General features: G+C 34.8%; 16 protein-coding genes and 1 riboswitch. Of the genes, 1 reads left to right on the forward strand and 15 read right to left on the reverse strand.

The features are described 5' to 3' along the window. Window positions 1-27: 27 nt before the first annotated feature. The 3 genes from gcvPB to ACS3UD_RS06820 are packed head-to-tail and all read right to left on the reverse strand — an operon-like array spanning window position 28 to window position 3,844. On the reverse strand, window positions 28-1,596 hold the full coding sequence (gene gcvPB, locus ACS3UD_RS06810; RefSeq protein ID WP_308137197.1) for an aminomethyl-transferring glycine dehydrogenase subunit GcvPB: 1,569 nt from the start codon (window positions 1,594-1,596) through the stop codon (window positions 28-30). Between the two features lie 23 nt (window positions 1,597-1,619). Next, window positions 1,620-3,020, reverse strand: coding sequence for an aminomethyl-transferring glycine dehydrogenase subunit GcvPA (gene gcvPA / locus ACS3UD_RS06815; RefSeq protein WP_308137196.1), 1,401 nt, complete (start codon window positions 3,018-3,020; stop codon window positions 1,620-1,622). Window positions 3,021-3,049: 29 nt separating this feature from the next. After that, the gene (locus ACS3UD_RS06820; RefSeq protein ID WP_308137195.1) at window positions 3,050-3,844 is read right to left on the reverse strand and encodes an SDR family NAD(P)-dependent oxidoreductase; all 795 of its coding nucleotides are present in this window, start codon (window positions 3,842-3,844) and stop codon (window positions 3,050-3,052) included. Window positions 3,845-4,062: 218 nt separating this feature from the next. Between ACS3UD_RS06820 and ACS3UD_RS06825 the strand changes: the two genes are divergently transcribed. Next, complete coding sequence (locus ACS3UD_RS06825) at window positions 4,063-5,814, forward strand: sigma-54 interaction domain-containing protein (protein ID WP_308137194.1); 1,752 nt, start codon at window positions 4,063-4,065, stop codon at window positions 5,812-5,814. An 80-nt stretch (window positions 5,815-5,894) separates the two neighbouring features. On the opposite strand, the gene helD is transcribed toward ACS3UD_RS06825, so the two are convergent. The 12 genes from helD to ACS3UD_RS06885 all read right to left on the reverse strand — a co-directional run bounded on the left by helD (window position 5,895) and on the right by ACS3UD_RS06885 (window position 20,053). Further along, window positions 5,895-8,210 carry an RNA polymerase recycling motor HelD gene (gene helD / locus ACS3UD_RS06830; RefSeq protein WP_308137193.1) on the reverse strand — a complete coding sequence of 772 codons (2,316 nt, stop codon included), beginning with the start codon at window positions 8,208-8,210 and terminating at the stop codon, window positions 5,895-5,897. A gap of 211 nt (window positions 8,211-8,421) precedes the next feature. Beyond that, window positions 8,422-8,952, reverse strand: coding sequence for a folate family ECF transporter S component (locus ACS3UD_RS06835; RefSeq protein WP_308137192.1), 531 nt, complete (start codon window positions 8,950-8,952; stop codon window positions 8,422-8,424). A gap of 39 nt (window positions 8,953-8,991) precedes the next feature. Then, a riboswitch (THF riboswitch) is annotated at window positions 8,992-9,088 on the reverse strand. Window positions 9,089-9,139: 51 nt separating this feature from the next. After that, window positions 9,140-10,003, reverse strand: a complete 864-nt coding sequence (locus tag ACS3UD_RS06840; protein WP_308137191.1) for a bifunctional 5,10-methylenetetrahydrofolate dehydrogenase/5,10-methenyltetrahydrofolate cyclohydrolase — start codon at window positions 10,001-10,003, stop codon at window positions 9,140-9,142. Between the two features lie 78 nt (window positions 10,004-10,081). Next, window positions 10,082-10,825 (reverse strand): formate/nitrite transporter family protein, encoded by a 744-nt coding sequence (locus ACS3UD_RS06845; protein ID WP_308137190.1) that lies wholly within the window; start codon window positions 10,823-10,825, stop codon window positions 10,082-10,084. A 56-nt stretch (window positions 10,826-10,881) separates the two neighbouring features. Then, window positions 10,882-12,567, reverse strand: coding sequence for a formate--tetrahydrofolate ligase (locus ACS3UD_RS06850; RefSeq protein WP_308137189.1), 1,686 nt, complete (start codon window positions 12,565-12,567; stop codon window positions 10,882-10,884). Between the two features lie 42 nt (window positions 12,568-12,609). Next, window positions 12,610-13,470, reverse strand: coding sequence for a 3-methyl-2-oxobutanoate hydroxymethyltransferase (gene panB / locus ACS3UD_RS06855; RefSeq protein ID WP_308137188.1), 861 nt, complete (start codon window positions 13,468-13,470; stop codon window positions 12,610-12,612). Between the two features lie 329 nt (window positions 13,471-13,799). After that, window positions 13,800-14,729 (reverse strand): ketopantoate reductase family protein, encoded by a 930-nt coding sequence (locus ACS3UD_RS06860; RefSeq protein WP_213924126.1) that lies wholly within the window; start codon window positions 14,727-14,729, stop codon window positions 13,800-13,802. Between the two features lie 30 nt (window positions 14,730-14,759). Continuing rightward, complete coding sequence (locus tag ACS3UD_RS06865; RefSeq protein WP_308137187.1) at window positions 14,760-16,046, reverse strand: TRAP transporter large permease; 1,287 nt, start codon at window positions 16,044-16,046, stop codon at window positions 14,760-14,762. Further along, window positions 16,047-16,535 carry a TRAP transporter small permease gene (locus ACS3UD_RS06870; protein ID WP_308137186.1) on the reverse strand — a complete coding sequence of 163 codons (489 nt, stop codon included), beginning with the start codon at window positions 16,533-16,535 and terminating at the stop codon, window positions 16,047-16,049. An 81-nt stretch (window positions 16,536-16,616) separates the two neighbouring features. Further along, window positions 16,617-17,636 carry a TRAP transporter substrate-binding protein gene (locus ACS3UD_RS06875; protein WP_308137185.1) on the reverse strand — a complete coding sequence of 340 codons (1,020 nt, stop codon included), beginning with the start codon at window positions 17,634-17,636 and terminating at the stop codon, window positions 16,617-16,619. Window positions 17,637-18,244: 608 nt separating this feature from the next. Next, window positions 18,245-18,934, reverse strand: coding sequence for a FadR/GntR family transcriptional regulator (locus ACS3UD_RS06880; protein ID WP_308137184.1), 690 nt, complete (start codon window positions 18,932-18,934; stop codon window positions 18,245-18,247). A 261-nt stretch (window positions 18,935-19,195) separates the two neighbouring features. After that, complete coding sequence (locus ACS3UD_RS06885) at window positions 19,196-20,053, reverse strand: MerR family transcriptional regulator (protein ID WP_308137183.1); 858 nt, start codon at window positions 20,051-20,053, stop codon at window positions 19,196-19,198. Window position 20,054 lies beyond the last annotated feature (1 nt).

A 20,054-nucleotide genomic window follows, 5' to 3' on the forward strand; every position in this document is an offset into this window, starting at 1 on the left:
AATTTCATTATAAACAACCTAGAAAAACTATTTAAATTTTTTCTGATAGCTTCTCCAAGTTACTGCCCACTTTTCAGGATCATCCATTCCAGATTCATCTATATAATGACACACACTTTGATGAGGTGCTGTTTTTACTATTTCAGGATTTGTATAGGCTTCATTGAATATAAATTTCAGTGTTTCAATATATTCATCCAAATCAGCTTTGGACGGAGTCTCAGTCGGTTCTAATGTCATTGGCTCAGGTATGTAATATGGATGATGACTCTGCCAATAATGCATTCCAAAATCCATCATTCTTCTTTGAACATCAGCAGTTGACACTCCTGTTTCATTGTATAATTTTTCAAGAGTATATCTAACCTGCTCCACACGCTGTTTGCCTTTAATATACGGTGCATCAACATATGGAAGCTCCATTAGTTTTTTAAACAGATAATTGTTATTAAGCACTGCAGTTTTTGCAACCTGGTACAACCCTTCAGGTCCCAGAGATCTTATCCAAGCATATGCTTTCAATACAACCTGTGCAACACCATTGAAAGATCGGATTTTTCCTACTGAATAAGGATTGTTTGTAATTTCATAATTCAAATAATATTTTTCTCCATCGTAATCAACAAGCGGAGCCGGCAAATATTTTTCAATATGTTTTAAAACTCCTGTTGCTCCAACAGCAGGTCCTCCGCATCCGTGCGGCGTTGAAAACGTTTTGTGAAGATTAAAAAAGCACATATCAAATCCGGCTTCTTTGGCCCTTGTAACTCCCAATAATCCATTTGCATTTGCTTGATCATATCCACACAATCCGCCATGCTCATGAACAAGTTTTGTAAATTTTAAAATATTCTTATTGTAAACGCCTGTGTCTTCTGGATTAGCCACAAAAAATGCTGCTGTTTTGTCGCTTACGGCTGCTTTAAATGCTTCAAAATCAGGATATCCATTTTCATCCGGATGAATATATACTATTTTATATCCTTTAACATGTGGAGCTGCAGCATCAGAAGGGTGCGAATAAATCGTTGTTATTATTTCGTTTCTCTGATTTTCCTCGCCTTTTTCTTTATAGTATGCATACACTAGAGATGCCATTGTAAATACTCCTTGACTTCCGCCACCTGGTTGGAATGTAATTCGATCCATCCCCGAAACTTCTCTTAAGTATAAATCCGTTTCATACATAATTTGAAGTATGCCCTGTACTGTAGATTCGTCCTGTAGAGGATGGAGTTCTGCCATTTTTGGAATTCTTGAAAGCTGATCATTTATTTTGGGGCTGTATTTAACTGTGCATGTTCCCTGTCCTATTTCAACATTTACATCTGCCCCTAAAGTTTCCTGAGAAAGCCTTGTGTAATGTCTCAAGACTCTGTTCTGCGACATTTCAGGAAGATTCAAAACAGTTTTTCTTTTCATGTTTTTCGGCAGCTTGGATATTCCGTCTCCTACTTTTTCCGATATTTTTGTTTCAGCCTTTGGAACAAGAATACCCCTTTCGCCTTTTTGGCTTAGTTCAAAAATTATTGCTTCATCCCATTTTGCTTGGTGAAAATTCTTTCTGACTTTACAACTTCTATCTATTTTTTTCACATTGATTCCTCGCTTTCTTAAGATTAAAGAACTATTTCTTCAAGAGCTGTAATTAATTTATCTATATCAGTCTTAGTGTGCACTTCTGTTACACAGTAAAGAGCACATTGACCGAGTTCAGGAAAATCTTCAGACAAATCTTTTCCGCCAAATATTCCTTTTTCAAGCAAAGCTTTGTTAACTTCTTTTACAGATTTTCCTGTTTTACTGAAGTCAACTACAAACTCTTTAAAGAATACCGAATCAAAATAACTTCCATTAATATTATCAAGTTCATTTAATCTTCGTACAGCATACTGAGATTTCTGCATAATTGTCTGTCCTACTTCTTCCATGCCTTTTGGACCCATTGTTGCAAGATATACACCTGCTGTAATTCCCCAAAGAGCTGATTGAGTTCCCACATATTCCTTGCCATTTTCTCTGTAATTACCAAATGATGTTCTGTCATATGCAACGTCTCCGAACCCATACTCACCTTCAACATTAGTTGAAGCGATTCCGAATAACCTAGAAGGAAATTCCATAACGTATTTTTCTTCGTCCATTGTAGCCATAAATCCTGATTGTCCTCCGCCATAATTCATATGTACTCCTAAAGGCTGTAAATCACCGCAAACTATATTTGCACCATAAGACGGAGGCGGGGCAATAACTCCCAAGGATATTGGATCAACACCAACGACACTTAATGCTCCTAATTCATGAGCTATATCTGAAATTTTATGTCCGTTTACTTCAATAAATCCAAGGTAAGAAGGATTCTCAAAATATACTGCAGCAGTTTTGTCGGAGATTTTCTTTTTTAAATCATCCATACACATGCATCCTGTTTTTTTGTCATAATCAACTTCAACTATTTCAAGAACAGGTTCACAGTAATTTTTAATAGCCATTAGTTTTTCTCTATCCATTAACCTCGGAACAAGGACCTGTTTTTTTCCCACAACTCTTGAAGCCATGCTTATTGCAGTAGCTGCAGCCTGAGTCCAGTCCATAGTTGGAACATTAACGACTTCCATGTCCACAAGCTCGGCTACAAGGCTTTGATATTCAAACAGCGCCTGAAATCTTCCAAAATCGTTATAGGGCTCACCACCGTAAGCTGTTAGAAATTCTCCTCTTCCGTTTATTTCATCGCATATTGCCGGTACATAATGTTGCCAGCAGCCAGCGCCGAGAAAGTTCAAATTTTCCAAGCAGTTTTTATTTTTATTTAAAATACCTTCAATATGTCTTTTTAGTTCATACTCAGAACCTAAAGCTTCAGGAAAATTCAAATTTTCTTTTAACTTAATTTCATCAGGAACATCCTCATGAAGTTCTTCAATTGAATTTAGTCCTATTTCCTTTAACATTTCATCTTCTATTTCAGGAACTGAATTAGGAATATAGGGATGGTTTTTAAATCCTCTTATTGTCATTTTAACCTCCAAATTATTATTATGTTAAATTAAGCTAATCCTCCTCCGTCTACAACAATTGCCGCTCCGGTTACCCAGCTCGATAAATCACTTGCAAGGTACAGCACTGTATTTGCTATATCTTCAGGCATACCTATTCTTTGAAGAGGCCTTTCTATACCACAATCTCTAAGATAAGTTTCCTGAGAAGCAGAATCTTTAACTACTCCTGTTTGAACTCCCTCATCTCTAAGCATCGCTGTATCAGTATCACCTGGATTAACACTGTTAACTCTTATATTTTGATGTCCATGATCAATAGCCATTGCGCGAGTTAAGTTAACAATTCCCCCTTTAACTGCACAATATGCTGCTGCCAAATCTCCACCTTTCAAACCCCAACCTGATCCTGTGTTAATAATGCTTCCGCCTCCGTTTGCAGCCATGTGCGGAATTACATATTTAGAAAATAGAAACGTTCCCTTAAGTCCTACGCCAAGAACAAAATCCCATTCTTTCTCTTCCAGATCAACAACTGTTTTCCTTACGGTAACACCTGCATTATTGAATAATATATCAATATGTCCGAATTGATTAAGTATAGATTCAACTGTATTCTTGACTTCATCGGATTTTGTTACATTACATTTAAAAAACTCTACTTTTCTTCCTGCATCCATTAACCTTTTAGCCTCTTTTTCGCCGTTCGCACTTATGTCGACCATTGCAACTGTAGCGCCGTAAGCTGAAAGAAGTTCAACTGAGCCAAGTCCAATTCCTGATGCCGCACCTGTTATTATTGCAACTTTACCTTCTAATGACAGCAAATCTTTTTTTACCAACATTTTTGACCCCCCTATTTTTATTTACTATAATAATAGCATTTATTGTGCCAATATTGACATTATAAATAAAAAAAATAAAACTACTCTAATTACACAACTGCTTTAAATTTATTATTATAAAAATTATTCTTAAGATAATGTTTTCTTGCCATTTTTGTCAATTTTATTGATTCATATGTCAATTAGTTATATAATTAATTAAATATATAGGAGGACTTATGATAAACTTATATAATTACGAAAATGAAATAAAAAATATTTTAAACATAATTAAAAGTATCTTTAATATTGACTATGCTGTTTTTGATACCGAAAGCAATTTAGTTATAAGCACCGAATCCTATTTGAGAATCAAAGGGCGCGTTGTTCATTCTCCTTCCATTCAGGAAGTAATAATGAAAGGAAATGTGACAGTAAATAATCCCGGTCATATGGCAGCTTGCTTGGGATGCAGATTTAAAGATAATTGTCCTTCAACAATTGAAATACTAAAAAGCATTACAGTTAACACAGAACCCCTTGGAGTACTTTCTTTCACTTCATTTTCCAAGGAAAGCCATGACAGAATTGTCAACAATATCGACTACTACACAAATATTATCGAGCAATTCGCACACCTTCTGTCGCTTTTTATAATGCAGCAATACAAAGCATTTGATTCTACAGCCTCAAAATCATCTCTAACCACAATACTTGATTTGTCAGAAGATGGGTTTATAACTACAGACGCAGAGGGAAACATTGAAATAATAAATGCCGCAGCACTTGATTTTTTTGCATCCTGCGGTATGAACACCAAAAATATTCATCAGCTTTTTCCAAACAATGTAGTCTCGGTCATCTTAAGCGGAAGGTCAATATCAAATTATAAAGTTAAAATTAACGATTCTCCTGTCAGAGTTTTTTCAACTCCTCTAAGAAACAATGATGTATCTGTCGGAACTGCTATAAGAATAAACTACAACAAAGCCATTCTCTCAGATAGCGTTAATTTAAACATTAAAAATGACCAGCCTTATAACATTGACAGCATTAAAGGTAAAAGCGAACATGTTAAGCTCATAAAAAAAACTATTAAAAAAATAGCAAACAGCCCTTCAACCGTCTTTATATCCGGCGAAACAGGAACCGGAAAAGGGCTTCTTGCCAAGGCCATTCACTATGAAAGCAAAAGAAAAAATAAACCTTTTATTATTGTAAACTGTACGAGCATACCAGAAAATCTTTTTGAAAGTGAACTTTTCGGATATGAAGCCGGAGCTTTCACCGGTGCAAGCAAGTACGGAAAACCCGGTAAGTTCGAACTTGCAAATGAAGGAACGCTTTTTCTTGACGAAATAAGTGAAATTCCCATAAACATGCAAGCTAAACTTTTAAACGTTTTACAGGAATCAACTTTTGAAAAAGTAGGAGGTATCACTCCTATAAATGTAGATGTGAGAATAATTGCAGCATCAAATCGAAACCTTGAAGAAATGATAAAAAAAAAAAGCTTCCGTTCAGATTTGTTTTACAGACTGAATGTAATACCTATGAAACTAATTCCTCTAAGGCAAAGACGTGAAGATATAAGCATATTAGCTAACGATTTTTTGAAATTTTATAATAGAAAATTAAAAAAACAAATATTGGGTTTTGACAACAAAGTATATGATATACTGAACAATTCATATTGGCCCGGCAATATAAGACAGCTTGAAAACGTAGTTGAATATTGTGTAAACATAACCGAAAAAGAAGTAATCACACCGGCGGATTTGCCGCTTGACTTCTACGAGGATAAACAAGCAGATACATCTGCCGCCGTAAATCCTATAAAAGAAAACGAGCATAAAATAATAATCGAAACAATAGACAGGTACGGCTGGGATGTTAAAGGAAAAACTCTTGCTTCAGAAGAGCTGGGAATGGGTCTAAGGACTTTATACCGTAAATTAAATGACTACAACAAAAGTATTGCAAACAGGTAATCGACCGCTCTTCACCTGCGTTATTAGGTGCAGCATAAGACATAAAGCTGCAGCTTTTTATCTTAACACAACCTGACATCCTATTGTGACTGTTGGTTGCTGCCTAGTCTTTCCAAAAGACTGTTGTTACCTTCCTTAAAGTATACATATAGCTTATGTTGAGCTCTTGTCATTGCAACATATAAAAGCTTCAGGTCCAGCTCATCTTCGCTGTATTCGTCATCAACATTTACAATTATTACTGCATCGAATTCTAAGCCCTTTGACAAATATGAAGGAAGAACTACAATTGTGTTGTCATATTCCTCTTCCTTCCCTACAATCAGCTTTATATCAAGCTCCTCATTCTTCTTAAGCTCTTTGTGAATTGCACTGCACTCCTTCGGAGTTTTTCCTATAATTGCTACTGATTTATAACCTTGAGAAATAAGCTCAAGAACTTTTTGGCATGTTTCTTTTAAAAGTTCTTTTTTTGTTTTAAACTTCATAATACTTGGAATATCCCCATGTCGAACTACAGGCTTTGCAGTTATAAGTTCATCATTAGGAACAAGTTTTATTACTTCATTAGCCAAATCCATAATTTCTATGGTAGTTCTGTAGCTTTGCTCAAGTGTGAGATATTGTCCATTCTGTTCAAATATTTTGCTCTGCACTGATTTCCAATTTTTAAGGCTCCTATATGAATGAATTCCCTGAGACAAATCTCCAAGAATTGTAAAAAATTCAGTGTTAAAAATCTTTCTAAGGGCATAAAACTGAAAGAGGCTGAAGTCTTGAGCTTCATCTATTACAACATATTTTATATCAGCTTTTTCATCAAATCCCATCAATCTATGTTTCAAATACAGAAGCGGCGCCAGGTCTTCAAGTTCTATACATCCACTATCAAGAATTTTTTTGGAATAGTCTGCTGTAAAAAACGCAAGCTCTTCACTAAGTTTTCCCAAACTTAACTCTATAAGTTTTTCTCCTTCTGTTACAATCCCCTTATAACAATCAAACAAATCTTTTTCAATAAATCTGCTCATATAGCTTTTTACGGCAATTTTTATTTCTTTTTTGACTTTTTCAAGTGCAGCATCTCTTAAGTTAAGAAGATCAACTATAACAAGCCTTCTCTCCTCGCCTTCCGGTTCATTGTGCCTTATGATTTCAATCTTCCTGTCGTAGGAAAGCTTTTCTTCATCATATATTGAATCTTTTTCATTATCCAATCTGAACCTTAGATGTTTTTCCAGCTGTTGAAATCTTTTGTACAAAGGAAGATGCCTATAATCTCTTAAAATAACGCTCTTAATTTCTTTAACACTCATAAGCCTGTGACCTTCAAGCATAAAATCTTCCTGAGGAATACAACTTAATTCTATTTCATTAACATACCTTGCAATAATGTTTTTAAATGCAAGTGATCCCTTAAACGCTGAAGTTTTTACAGCAAGCCCTTTTTCTCGTCCTTCATTTGCATCTTCTTGTTTTTTGTTAATCAGAAAAAGAAGTTTTTCTTCTGAATCCGTAAGTTTATATTTATTTCCAATAAGTTCAAAAACATAATCTGCATATGTAGTCTGCTTTACGCTATCCGCCCCAAGTTCCGGCAAAACGCCTGAAATATAGTTAAGGAATAACCTGTTTGGTGCAATAATCATGAACTCTTCAGGATGAAATGATCTTTCATAAGTGTAAATTAAGTAAGCAATTCTGTGAAGAGCAATAGTAGTCTTACCGCTTCCTGCCACCCCCTGAACAATTAGCGGTTTATTTATGTCTGCTCTTATTATGGCATTTTGCTCAGATTGAATTGTAGAAACAATATCTTTTAGTCTATTATCTTTGTTTTCACCTAAAGATGCCTGCAAAAAAGTATCTGTGGCTGTTATATCCACATCCATTATACCTTTAAGGTGACAATTTTCTATTTCATACTGCCTTTTTAACAGAAGCTCACCTTTCATATCTTCACCTAGGTCATTGACATAGGTTACATTTCCTAATCGTCCATCATAGTATACGCTGGCCAAAGGTGAACGCCAGTCAAGTATCATGGGAATATCCCAATCAGGTCTTAAAAGCGACAGCTTTCCTACATAAAATTTTTCTATGTTTTCTTTGCCGTCCTCCCTAAAATCTATTCTGGCAAAGTAGGGCTTTTCCTTTGATTTTTCCAATCTGTCAAAATTCAATTCAAGCTCGTCAAGAAGTCTTGTGTGAAGCATTATTGATACATAACTTAAACTGCTGTCAGTTGGATCCAAATTAGCATAAGCATCTTTAATTTCGTTTTTGTACAAATCCTTATTCTGCTGGGATGCACCAATAATATTTTCTATATATTCTACCGTTTCCTTAAGTCTCTTTTTTTCTAAACTGTAATCCTTATGATTTTCAAGCGCCATGTTTCCTCCCCAGAGTCTAGATTTATTAGATAACTCAAATCTTTTATATATTAACTCATATGGTTACTCAGGTCAAGAATGATTCTGACCCGCAATATTTATAACCATTAAAAATCTTAAAGAAAATACAAAAAATAAAAAACTTACCTTATAGGTAAGTCATAAATTAAATATATTAAGAAATTTGTGCTGCAATCATAATATCACAAATTTATCTATTAACTTGAAAAGCCAATTTTCTTATTGCAGATTTCGAAATCACAAATATTGTAACAAGCTGCACCGGTATTAAAAAAACACACTGCATCATCCTGGTAAGAAGCAAAGGCTTGTAAGGAGCTCCATACAATATGGATATCCAAAATGTGTTTAAAAGCAAACTCAGTACGAGCTGATTAATTCCAATTGCAACTGAAATTCTTGCGATAGACTGCTTCTCATGCAAGAAAACACCGTATACAATTCCCGTAACAAATGCCGTTAAGGTAAATCCAGGAAAATATGCTCCAATGGGAAATAAAATAGCTCCAAAAAAATCCCCTAAAGCCGCAACTATTCCACCCTTAACAGGTCCCAATAACATTGCAGCTATTACAACAGGAACAAAGCCAAAGCCTATTTTGATATTCCAAGCTGAAATTGAAAAAAATCTTGATAAAACTATTTCCATAGCAACAAACATACCTGCCATTGCAACGGAATTTGAATCGAATTTTAATTCTTTTAATGATATTTTGTTCATAAATCTCCTTTCATGTTCCAACTACGAAAGAAGCAAATAAATAGCGGATGCGAAACTGTACCGCAAGCTTAATAGCTTCTCGCCCGAAGGCAACCTCCCATCCTTCGGTACTTAACGCACTGGTTTCTACTCTAATTTATATTTAATATATTTTTATACCTAATTTACACTTGTATATTTTGATGCTTTATTTCACTGTTAACATTTCACAGGCTTTAACCGCTTGATCGAGAAGAATTGTAGTAGTTATAGTTCCTACGCCACCTGCTGCAGGGTTTATTGCTTTGACTTTACCAAATGTGCTGCTGTAGTCAACGTCACCACATATGCTCCCTGTGCCGTCATCGTTTATTCCCACATCTATAACAACTGTATTTTCTGTAAAGTAATCTTCATTCATAAACTTTGCCTTACCAATTGCAGCAACAACAATATCTGCATTTTTTGTCACATCTTTCATGTTGCCTGTTCTTGAGTGACAAATAGTTACTGTTGCATTTTCATCTAAAAGAAGCATTGAAAGTGGTTTTCCTACAACAAGACTTCTACCAGCAACAGCTATGTTTGCTCCCTTAAGAGGAACTTTATAGTATTTAAGCATTTCTACAACTGCCTTTGGAGTACATGGTGCAAATCTTTTGCTGTGACCTTCAAAAATCTTTTCCATATTTAATGGCGACATGCAGTCAACATCTTTTCTTGGATCTATGATGTTTGATATATATTCTTGATCCAAATGGCTTGGAAGAGGTCTGAAAAGCATTATGCCGTGAATTTCACTGTTGTTGTTTGCATCCTCTATAGTATTTTTAAGCACCTCTGTTGAAACATCCGCTGGAAGTTCACTTACAATGCCATCAATACCGAGATTTTTGCAGTTCTTTAAAATACTTCTTTCATAAAATACATCATCTTCCCTTGCTCCAACTCTTATAATAATCATTCTTGGAACAATCCCTTTTTCCTTTAAATTTGAAACTCTTTCTTTTATATTTTCTTTTAAAAAATCCGCAACGGGTTTTCCTACCATCCTTATTGTTTCTACAGACATTTCACCCTCCTGTTAAATAACAAAATATTTTTTAAGTTAATTTAAGTAATATAATTTTTCTAGCGCATTTCCCTCATATTACTTATGGTAAACTCTGAAGTACATGACTGGAACAAAAATTCCTCCTCCAATAAAGTTGCCTATTGCTACAGGAATAAAATTAGCAGCAAATATTTTCGACAATGTTATAGAATGGTCAAAAATTGCAGCCATTGGAAGATAAAACATGTTAGCAACAACATGCTCATATCCGCTAAGTACAAAAAGCATTATAGGAAACCAGCATCCCAATATTTTACCTGTAGTATCTTTTGCAGTTGTGGCAAACCACACACCCAGTGCAACCAAAATATTACACAAAATTCCCTTGTACATTGCCTCCATAAATGTAAGCGATAACTTTGAATTAGCTATTTTTACTATGGTTTCCGAAAGAAAAGTGTTATTGTACACTCCTCCTGCATACAAAAGCGCCACCGCTAATAGTGCTCCCAAGAAATTACCAATAAGCACCTGCATTAGACTTGACATATAATCTTTAAGCGTAATTTTTTTCTGAAGATAAGCAAATGTCATAAGGCAGTTCCCGGTAAAAAGTTCTCCTCCTACAAGCACAATGAGCATCAATCCAACCGGAAAAACGGCTGCTCTTATAAATGGATTGTCATATGAAGCCATAAACCCTTGCGCTCCCAAGGAAATATAAAGTCCTGCCATTATACTCATAATCAATCTTTTTCGAGTAGTCATAGCTACTTTATTCTGTGCTGATGTAATCAGAACTTCAGAAGTTTCTTTTGGCGTAAAACAAGCATTGCTCAAAACAACAACTCCTTTGCTGAAATTTTGTTAAAAGGCTGCATTGCAGCCTTTTAGCATTAAAACAATCCTATTATTTTTCCTTCCATGTCTACGTCTATGCTTTCTGCAGCAGGGACCTTTGGAAGTCCTGGCATTTTCATAATATCGCCTGTTAAAGCAACTAAGAATCCTGCTCCTGCAGAAATTGTAATGTCTCTTATTGTAATCTTAAATCCTTTTGGCCTCCCAAGAACCTTAGGATCATCTGTCAATGAATATTGATTCTTTGCCATGCATATCGGAAGATTTCCAAAACCAAGTTTTTCAAAATTTGCTATTTCCTTATTTGCTTTAGAAGAGAACTCAACATCATCTGCTCCGTATAATTTTTTTGATATTTCTCTTATTTTTTCTTTTATGGAAGCATTTGATTCATATGCAAATTCCATTGAGCCTTCTTTATCGGAAAGTCTTAACACTTCCTGAGCAAGCTCTATTCCGCCTTGGCTCCCTTTTCCCCAGACTTCGGAAAGTGCCACATTTACACCAAGCTCTTTACATTTTTCTTTTATAAGATTAAGTTCAGCTTCTGTATCTGTAGGAAACTTATTTATTGCAACCACCGCAGGAAGTTTGAACACCTGAGTAATGTTTTCAACATGCTTAAGAAGATTTGGAAGTCCCTTTTCGAGAGCATCAAGGTTTTCTTCTCCTAACTCTGTCTTAGGAACCCCACCGTTATATTTTAACGCTTTTACTGTTGCAACTATTACAACAGCGTTTGGTTTTAAACCTGTCTTGCGACATTTAATGTCAATGAATTTCTCAGCACCAAGATCTGCTCCGAATCCTGCTTCCGTTATAGTATAGTCTGCGATTTTACTTGCCATTTTTGTCGCAATAACTGAATTACATCCGTGAGCAATATTTGCAAATGGTCCGCCGTGAATGAATGCCGGAGTTCCTTCCAAAGTTTGTACAAGATTGGGTTTTAGCGCATCCTTTAACAATGCAGCCATTGCACCTTGAGCTTTAAGCTGTCCTGCCGTAATAGGTTGTCCATCTCTTGTATAAGCAACAATTATATTAGAAAGGTTTTTCTTTAACTCAGAGATGTCGTTTGAAAGACAGAATACAGCCATTACTTCAGAAGCCACTGTAATATCAAACCCGTCTTCTCTTGTAACACCTTCACTTTTTCCACCTAAACCATCGACTATGTGGCGCAACTGCCTATCATTCATGTCAACAGCTCTTCTCCATACTATTCTTCTTGTGTCAATATTTAATTTATTTCCCTGATGTATATGGTTGTCAATCATAGCAGCCAACAGATTATTTGCAGCTCCTATAGCATGAAAATCTCCGGTAAAATGCAGGTTTATGTCTTCCATTGGAATAACCTGTGCATAACCTCCTCCTGCAGCTCCTCCCTTAACTCCGAAAACCGGACCTAATGAAGGCTCCCGAAGGGCAATTATCGTTTTTTTACCAAGTTTTGAAAGAGCATCTCCCAATCCAATGGTTGTTGTTGTTTTTCCTTCTCCAGCAGGTGTAGGATTAATTGCAGTTACTAAAATCAGTTTCGAATTTTTTTTATCTTTCAAATCGTTCAACAAGTATCTGTAATCAATTTTAGCTTTGTATTTACCATAATTTTCAACATACTTATCTGGTATTCCCATTTTATCAGATATGTTGTTAATTATTTCTGGCACTGCTTGCTGTGCTATTTCTATATCACTTAAATATTTTTGAGCCATAAATCCTCCATTACTATAGATTTTTATTGTTTAGGTACTTTATTATTTTTTGGAATTACCTCCGCCGTATAATGTATCAAGCTCATAGCCTTCAACTTTTGCATTGAAGCTATATTCAGCTGATGGGAAAGTTCCTTCCAATGTTTCTTTGTGGAATTCATTTAATCCTTCTACCATTTCTTTTCTTATGTTTTTAAATAATTTTACGAATTTTGGTTTGAAATCGCCGTACATTCCCAGCAAGTCCTGAGTAACAAGTACCTGGCAGTCAACATAAGGTCCAGCTCCAATACCAAGTACAGGAATTTTTATAGCTTCTGTCAATGTTTTAGCTACTCCTTTTGGCACACATTCCAATACCATTGAAAAACAGCCTGCTTTTTCAAGGGCTTTAGCGTCTTCGATTAATTTTGCAGCTGACTCCGGTGTTCCGCCCTGAACTCTAAAACCGCCCAAAGAAGTTGCTGTCTGAGGAGTAAGTCCTATGTGTCCCATAACAGGAATTCCTGCTTTAACCATTGCAGCTATTGTATCAGCCATTTCAACTCCACCTTCAAGCTTAACACAATCGCAGCCTGTCTCTTTTATTAACCTGTTCGCACTCATGATCGCCTGTTCTTTGCTAACATTGTATGATCCAAAAGGCATGTCTCCAACTATAAATGTTTCCGGTGCTCCTTTAACAACAGGTCTGATGTGGTGAACCATATCATCCATCGTAACAGGTGTTGTTCCGCTATATCCAAGCATTATCATACCCAATGAATCTCCGACAAGTATTATTTCACAATTGCTTTCATTAACAATAGAAGCAGTTGTATAATCATAAGCCGTTACATATGAAAATTTTCTACCTTCTTCTTTAAATTTCTTGAAGTCCATGATTGTCATTTTCTTTTTCATTTTAATATCTCCTTTTATATTTTATTTAAACGAAATTAATCGTTTTCCTTTGCCGTTAAACTGCTTTTCTACATAAAATATTTTGAAAACGCAAAATTTGTTTTTCTTACGTGGTATTACCTCTGACAATTATTATATATACTCTTTATAAAAATGTCAACAGTTATATAGTTGTTTATATTTTATTTTTTGCTTATTTATCAATGGTTTGTTTGATATTATATTGTCAATATCTAAATTTCATTATACAAAATGCTTTCTTGGTGGTAATACATCTTCCTTTTTATTTTGCAAAATAAGAGGAGCCTATCCAGCTCCCAAAAACTCATTTACTTTATCTGATACATTTTCTCTTTCATAAGAACAAGATTAGTAAGCACCTTATTTACAGGAGTATCTATATTATATTTTTCCCCTTCTCTAACAATAGCTCCGTTTATGTTGCTTATTTCTGTTTTTCTTTTGTTGTTTACATCCGCAAGCATGGACGAAATATTGTCTTTTGTAACTCTTGCAACTTCCTTACAGTGATCTGCCGGATTTGGAGTAGCTAAATTTATTCCTGCAGCTTTTGCAACCATTTCAGCTTCCTTTACAGCCTCTCCTAAAATATTTTCTGTTTCGGGATTTTCAAGAAGCTGTCCATTCTTTAATCCCGTAAGAGCTGTAAGAGCATTAATTCCAACATTTACAAGCACCTTGTCCCATATAATTCCCATAACATTAGTAGATACTTTTACAGGTTTCAGCCCTGCATCTTCAAGCACTTTTGCAATGCCTTTTATTTTTTCTGTAACTTTACCGTCCAATTCTCCAATAACAGTAGCTCCATGACCTGCATGTTTTACTCTTCCGGGCCCCAATAAATTAGCACCATGAGAAGTTGTTCCCGTTATTATTTGTTCTTTCTTAACAATAGTTTCCAGTTTTTCAATATTACCTAACCCATTTTGCAAAGTAAGAACAATTGTATCTTCTCCTATTACAGCTTTGTTTTGCGCTATTGCTATATCAGTAATAGTGGACTTAACAAAAACTATAGCCAGCTCAACTACTCCAACTTCATTTGGATCAGATGTAGCCTTAATACCTTTTATATATCTGTCTCCGCTGGTTCCTTCCATCCATAGACCATCTCGATTAATATTATCTACATGTTCCTTATAAACATCTAGGAAATATACTTCATTCCCTGCTTCCGCAAGAAATCCTCCATATATACTCCCCATAGCACCTGCGCCTATAATTGCAACTTTCATTTTTTATCTCCTTACCATTATTTTTTTACTTTAGTTCATAAGCCCCGTAATCTTTGGAAGCCATGTTATTATATCAGGGAAATAAGTAATTAATAACAATACAGCTATTTCTGACAGCAAGAAAGGCATTATCCTTTTGCTGATATCTCCTATGGATATTTTTGCAATCCCGCTAGCAACAAATAAATTAACAGCCATAGGAGGTGTTATCATCCCTATTGACGTATTAATTACCATGATTATACCAAGCGCAACCGGATGCACTCCAAGCCCTGTAACCAACGGCAAAAGCATTGGCGTAATCAATAGTATTATTGATTGGGTTTCTAAGAAACATCCAAGGAAAAGTAAAACAAAGTTAACTAAAAATAATATTATATATTTACTGCTAAAAGCATTTAAAACTGCCCCTGCAATTGTAGTAGGAATATTAGCACTGGTCATAAGCCAAGAAAATGGCGCTGATAAACATACAACAAACAATATAGCAGCAGTTGATGAAGCAGATTTGGATAATATTGCTGGTAAATCTCTCCACTTAAGTTCCTTATAAACAAACATCGCCACAATAAACGAATATACAACAGCTACAGCAGAAGCTTCAGTAGGAGTAAAAATACCTCCGTATATTCCGCCAAGAATTATTATTGGCATTAGTAATGCCCATATGGCATCTATAAATGATCTTAAAAATTTATCTACAGTCAAATTTTCATTTTGCTTTATTTCATATTTTCCGCAAGTAATAATTGCTACGAGAATAATTACAGATGCTAACATAAGTCCAGGAACAAATCCAGCCATAAACATAGTTCCAATTGAAACATTTGCGATAATAGCATATGTAACCATTGATATGCTAGGCGGAATGACAACCCCTAAAGTTCCAGATGAAGCCGCTACAGCTGCAGCTCTGTCCTTAGGATAACCGGCTTTTTCCATATTTGGAATCATGATTCCTCCTATTGCCGCTACTGTTGCCGCATTTGATCCGGATATTGCACCAAAAAATGCGGAAGCTATAGTTGTAATAATAGACAAACTAGACGGGAGCCTCCCGAGCAAAACTCTTGCAAATTCAATTAGCCTTTTGGATATTCCTCCTTTTTCCATCAAATCTCCTGAAAGGATAAAAAAAGGCACAGCCATTAATGGAAAGCTATCGAGAGATGTGAACAACCTTTGTGCTATTATTACTATGTTTGTATTCATCGTTCCAGTTGTAAGAGCTATAATAGCTGCTATCCCCAAAGAAATGGAAATAGGAACATTTAGCAGCAGCATAAGTCCCAAAGTACCGAATAAAGTAATGGCCATTTATTCCACCTCCTGTGCATTTTCATCTACAAATTTTCTTATTGCATACTGCAAAGTACGCACGAGCATAAGAGTTAGCCCAACAGGCATAGCTGAATATACTATCCATGTAGGCAGCTGCATAGCAGGCGTAACTTGTCCCATTTTAAACAGCTTAGATACAAGCCCGACAGAAACATATGTCATAAATCCGCAAAACCCTAAGATAATTAAAGTTCTTAGCATAAATGTATATTTCTTAGTTGATTCAGGTAATGCATTAACAAAATTGTCAACTGTAAAATGTGCGTTATTCTTAGCACCAACACCAATTCCTAGAAATACAATCCAAATCATCATATATCTAGCCGCTTCTTCAGACCAAGGAATAATCATTATTTTAGTAAATCTAAAAAATGTTGCTACAAAAATTATGATAACCATACACGGGAGCAGTACAGTTATAGCATTCTCCTCAAAATTATCTAGAAATTTTAATATTTTTTTCATTGTACCTCCATTAAACACCTTGCATCATTCATGGTAAAGGATGGAGTACTTATGTTCTCCATCCCCCCCATTTTTCTCTATTTAATTGCCTTTTAAAGCATTTACATAATCTTGATTGATTTCATCAGCATATTGATCATACACCGGTTGGCATGCTTCCTGCCATAAAGATTTATCAACCTCAGTTACTGTAACACCATATGATTTTATTGTATCTACTAGCTCATTGTCCATTTTTATACAATACTCTCTTTCCCAAGTTCTTGCTTCTTTTTCAGCTTTTACAATAGCATCCTGCACTTCTTTAGGATAACTATCAAAAGCAGATTGGCTTATAAGCATTACCGCCGGAGAGTATACATGTCCAGTCAAAGACAGATATTTTTGAGCTTCATACAGCTTGTTCGAGTTAAATACAACAAGAGGATTTTCTTGACCATCTATAGTACCTTGCTGCAAGGCTGTAAAAACTTCAGACCAAGCCATCGGTGTTGGTATCGCTTCTAGCTGTTGAAATGTTGATATGTGTATTGGATTTTCCATAGTTCTTATTTTCTTTCCTGCAATGTCATCCGGCGTAACTATTTCTTGTTTATTATTTGAGACATTTCTAAATCCATTTTCCCAAAATCCCAACGCCTTAATTCCTAGAGGCTCAAGAGTAGCTAAAATTTGTTGCCCTATTTCTCCGTCCATTACCTCATATGCCTTTTCTCTGTCTGTAATTAAAAACGGAAGGTCAAAAACCTGAAAATCTTTTGAAAAATTAGGGAGAGGTCCAGTTGAACTAACTACCATTTCCAACGTTCCCAAACTTAAACCTTCTATCATATCTCTTTCATTCCCCAATTGACCGCTAGGGAATATCTGAACATCTACTTTGCCATCAGTATATTCTTCTACTTTTTTTTCAAACTCTTGAGCTCCCAATGCATAATGGCTATCAAGTTCTGTTGCAGTTCCAACCCTTATTACTATTTTCTCATCAGACGGAGACGAAGCCGCCGGTTCGGATGAAGAACTATCTTTGTCTCCTCCGCTACATGCAGAAAGTGAAAACACAAGAGACAACACTAATAATATTGATATAACCTTTTTCATTTTATTACTTCCTCCTAATATATATATTTATAATACGTTTTCCACAACATCAGGCCCTGAACATTCATATAACAAGCATGTCCATCATATTTGCTGATTCTTATTCCTTCCACCGACAAATACAGCACCCAAATTATTGTCAAAACATAAAAAACATTTTATTACTATTTAACGAATTACAACTAGCGCACTCCAAATCCTATTATTAAACAAAAATTACTTTACTTATTTTTCTAATTATAATTCTATCTTTATAGTTTAAAATTAGTAGCAAAAACATAATCGTTTTCCTCGTTAATATTCAAGACATAAACTCTCGCACTACACATAGCTTATATAATTAACAAATTCGTGGTATTACCTCTTGAAGGTATTATACACAATGCATTATTAATTGTCAATATTAAATACAAAAATTATAATTATTATTTGTTCATTTATCAACGATTTTGATATTTTATTATCAAACTTTTAATCTAACATCTTAAAGAGGTGGTATTACTACTCTGTATTTTCATAATATCTAAATTATATATTTTACAAATAATTATTTAAGCGTCAAAAAATCTGCTGACAACATGTTAGCAGATTTTTATTTTTCTAATCTTTTATATTAAATCTTTCAATCCTTTAATCATATGATACCGCATTGCTAGTTTAGCACCTTCACCATCACGTGCCATTATAAATTTCAGAATATTATCATGGTTTTCAAATGCATTAGTTTTCAAATCTGGTCCAAGCATTTCATAATTGTTTGATATGATACCAAAATACATCCATTCATGTAAAGATGGTAGTATTTTTTTCATTATATCATTATGTGTAGCATCCGCCAGCGCTTTATGAAATTTTTGATCAGCCTCAACAAAAGCCTTGTTATCTTCTATAATTAATTTCTTTTCTTCTTCCGCCAAATACCTTATGTTATCAATTTCTTGATCAGTAGCATTTTCAACAACCATTTTCATAGCCTCTCCTTCGAGAATCATTCGGACATTGTACCAATCAGATAATAATTTTTTTTGATTTCCAACCGTATTAAAACCGAATGGATCCGGAATAACGTCTGGGTTTTCACTTACAAATGTCCCAACACCTCTTCTGATAGTTAGAACACCACTTGCAACTAAATATTTTATAGCTTCTCTTATGCATGGGCGGCTTACCCCCATTTGTTCTGCCAGAGCTCTTTCATTTGGAAGTTTTTCGCTAGGTTCATATTTTTTTTCAACTAAAATCATATTGCGAAGATGCTCTGCAACGTTTCTGGAAAGTGATTGTTGTGTTGATCCCATATTTTTCCCCTTTCGTAAAGAATATATTAATTATTATATCAGCAAAAAAATTCGTGTCAATAACATTGCAAATAGATGAACTTCTGAAATAAGATACATCGCATACAAGCACAGCACAAATTTTCTTGCTTATATTTTACCACAATACAACTGTTTATACAATTTTCAAACATAAAAAGTCGTAAGATCTCATTTTAATCTTACGACTTTTATACATCTTGCAACCTTTATCTATACAAAGGTTATTCAGGCTTTCTTCTGTTATTCTACTGGTATTTGGAACTCACAATACATATTAATACAAGGACTTATAAGAACCTGCCCTGCCAAGAATATTACTCTTATATCACCGCTGATTTTATATCCCTTATCTGCTATATAATTCAACATTTTTTCAATTTGATTTTTTCGATCAAAAATTCTGCATTTACTAATCATGCACACATATTTTCCCGACTTACTCTTATGCAAATAGAAGCCCTCAGGAACTATATCACACTTATTGTTTAATTGAATTGCAATACTTACAGGCGAATCCTTGTAAGAACTCCATTCAGGGTTTTCCCTAACTAAAGCCATATAACAAGTATTGGAAAAAATTTGTATAAAAAAATCTTCGTTTTGGCTCAGATTTTTTTCAACAGCAGACATTGTATAGAAAAAATCGTTGTAATTTGTTATTTCCCTGTTTGTTTCTTTAACTAAGGAATATCGATCATCAAATAATTTTTCCTCGATAATATTACATCTATCCAATAAGTTTTCACCGTTTAGATATCTAATCTTCAGTTCCAAATTTTCTTTTTTGTTCTGAAGCTGCTGAATCTGTATATCTATTGTTTTTAAATTTTTCTCAAGGATGTCCTTCGCAAAATCCCTGTCCGCGTTATCAAACAAATCTTTAATCTGCGAAATTGAAAAATTTTGTTTTCTAAGCTCACAAATAACCTTTACACATCTGTATCTTTCAACCGAATAGTATCTATATAATGTTTGCGGGTCTATATAATCCGGAGTAAGCAATCCCTCCCTATCATAATATCTTAATGTTTCAGCTGTTATGTTGCAAATTTCTGCAAACTTTGAAACACTTAATAAACCATCTTTACAAACATTCATA

The organism is Sedimentibacter sp. LTW-03, assembly GCF_052059825.1.
Taxonomy (GTDB): Bacteria; Bacillota; Clostridia; order Tissierellales; family Sedimentibacteraceae; genus Sedimentibacter.

What these genes read in the sequence shown, in the direction of transcription:
- gcvPA (WP_308137196.1), bottom strand. Translation starts at nt 3,020, where the DNA reads ATGACAATAAGAGGATTTAAAAACCATCCCTATATTCCTAATTCAGTT.
- ACS3UD_RS06820 (WP_308137195.1), bottom strand. Translation starts at nt 3,844, where the DNA reads ATGTTGGTAAAAAAAGATTTGCTGTCATTAGAAGGTAAAGTTGCAATA.
- ACS3UD_RS06825 (WP_308137194.1), top strand. Translation starts at nt 4,063, where the DNA reads ATGATAAACTTATATAATTACGAAAATGAAATAAAAAATATTTTAAAC.
- helD (WP_308137193.1), bottom strand. Translation starts at nt 8,210, where the DNA reads ATGGCGCTTGAAAATCATAAGGATTACAGTTTAGAAAAAAAGAGACTT.
- ACS3UD_RS06835 (WP_308137192.1), bottom strand. Translation starts at nt 8,952, where the DNA reads ATGAACAAAATATCATTAAAAGAATTAAAATTCGATTCAAATTCCGTT.
- ACS3UD_RS06840 (WP_308137191.1), bottom strand. Translation starts at nt 10,003, where the DNA reads ATGTCTGTAGAAACAATAAGGATGGTAGGAAAACCCGTTGCGGATTTT.
- ACS3UD_RS06850 (WP_308137189.1), bottom strand. Translation starts at nt 12,567, where the DNA reads ATGGCTCAAAAATATTTAAGTGATATAGAAATAGCACAGCAAGCAGTG.
- panB (WP_308137188.1), bottom strand. Translation starts at nt 13,470, where the DNA reads ATGAAAAAGAAAATGACAATCATGGACTTCAAGAAATTTAAAGAAGAA.
- ACS3UD_RS06860 (WP_213924126.1), bottom strand. Translation starts at nt 14,729, where the DNA reads ATGAAAGTTGCAATTATAGGCGCAGGTGCTATGGGGAGTATATATGGA.
- ACS3UD_RS06865 (WP_308137187.1), bottom strand. Translation starts at nt 16,046, where the DNA reads ATGGCCATTACTTTATTCGGTACTTTGGGACTTATGCTGCTGCTAAAT.
- ACS3UD_RS06870 (WP_308137186.1), bottom strand. Translation starts at nt 16,535, where the DNA reads ATGAAAAAAATATTAAAATTTCTAGATAATTTTGAGGAGAATGCTATA.
- ACS3UD_RS06875 (WP_308137185.1), bottom strand. Translation starts at nt 17,636, where the DNA reads ATGAAAAAGGTTATATCAATATTATTAGTGTTGTCTCTTGTGTTTTCA.
- ACS3UD_RS06880 (WP_308137184.1), bottom strand. Translation starts at nt 18,934, where the DNA reads ATGGGATCAACACAACAATCACTTTCCAGAAACGTTGCAGAGCATCTT.
- ACS3UD_RS06885 (WP_308137183.1), bottom strand. Translation starts at nt 20,053, where the DNA reads ATGAATGTTTGTAAAGATGGTTTATTAAGTGTTTCAAAGTTTGCAGAA.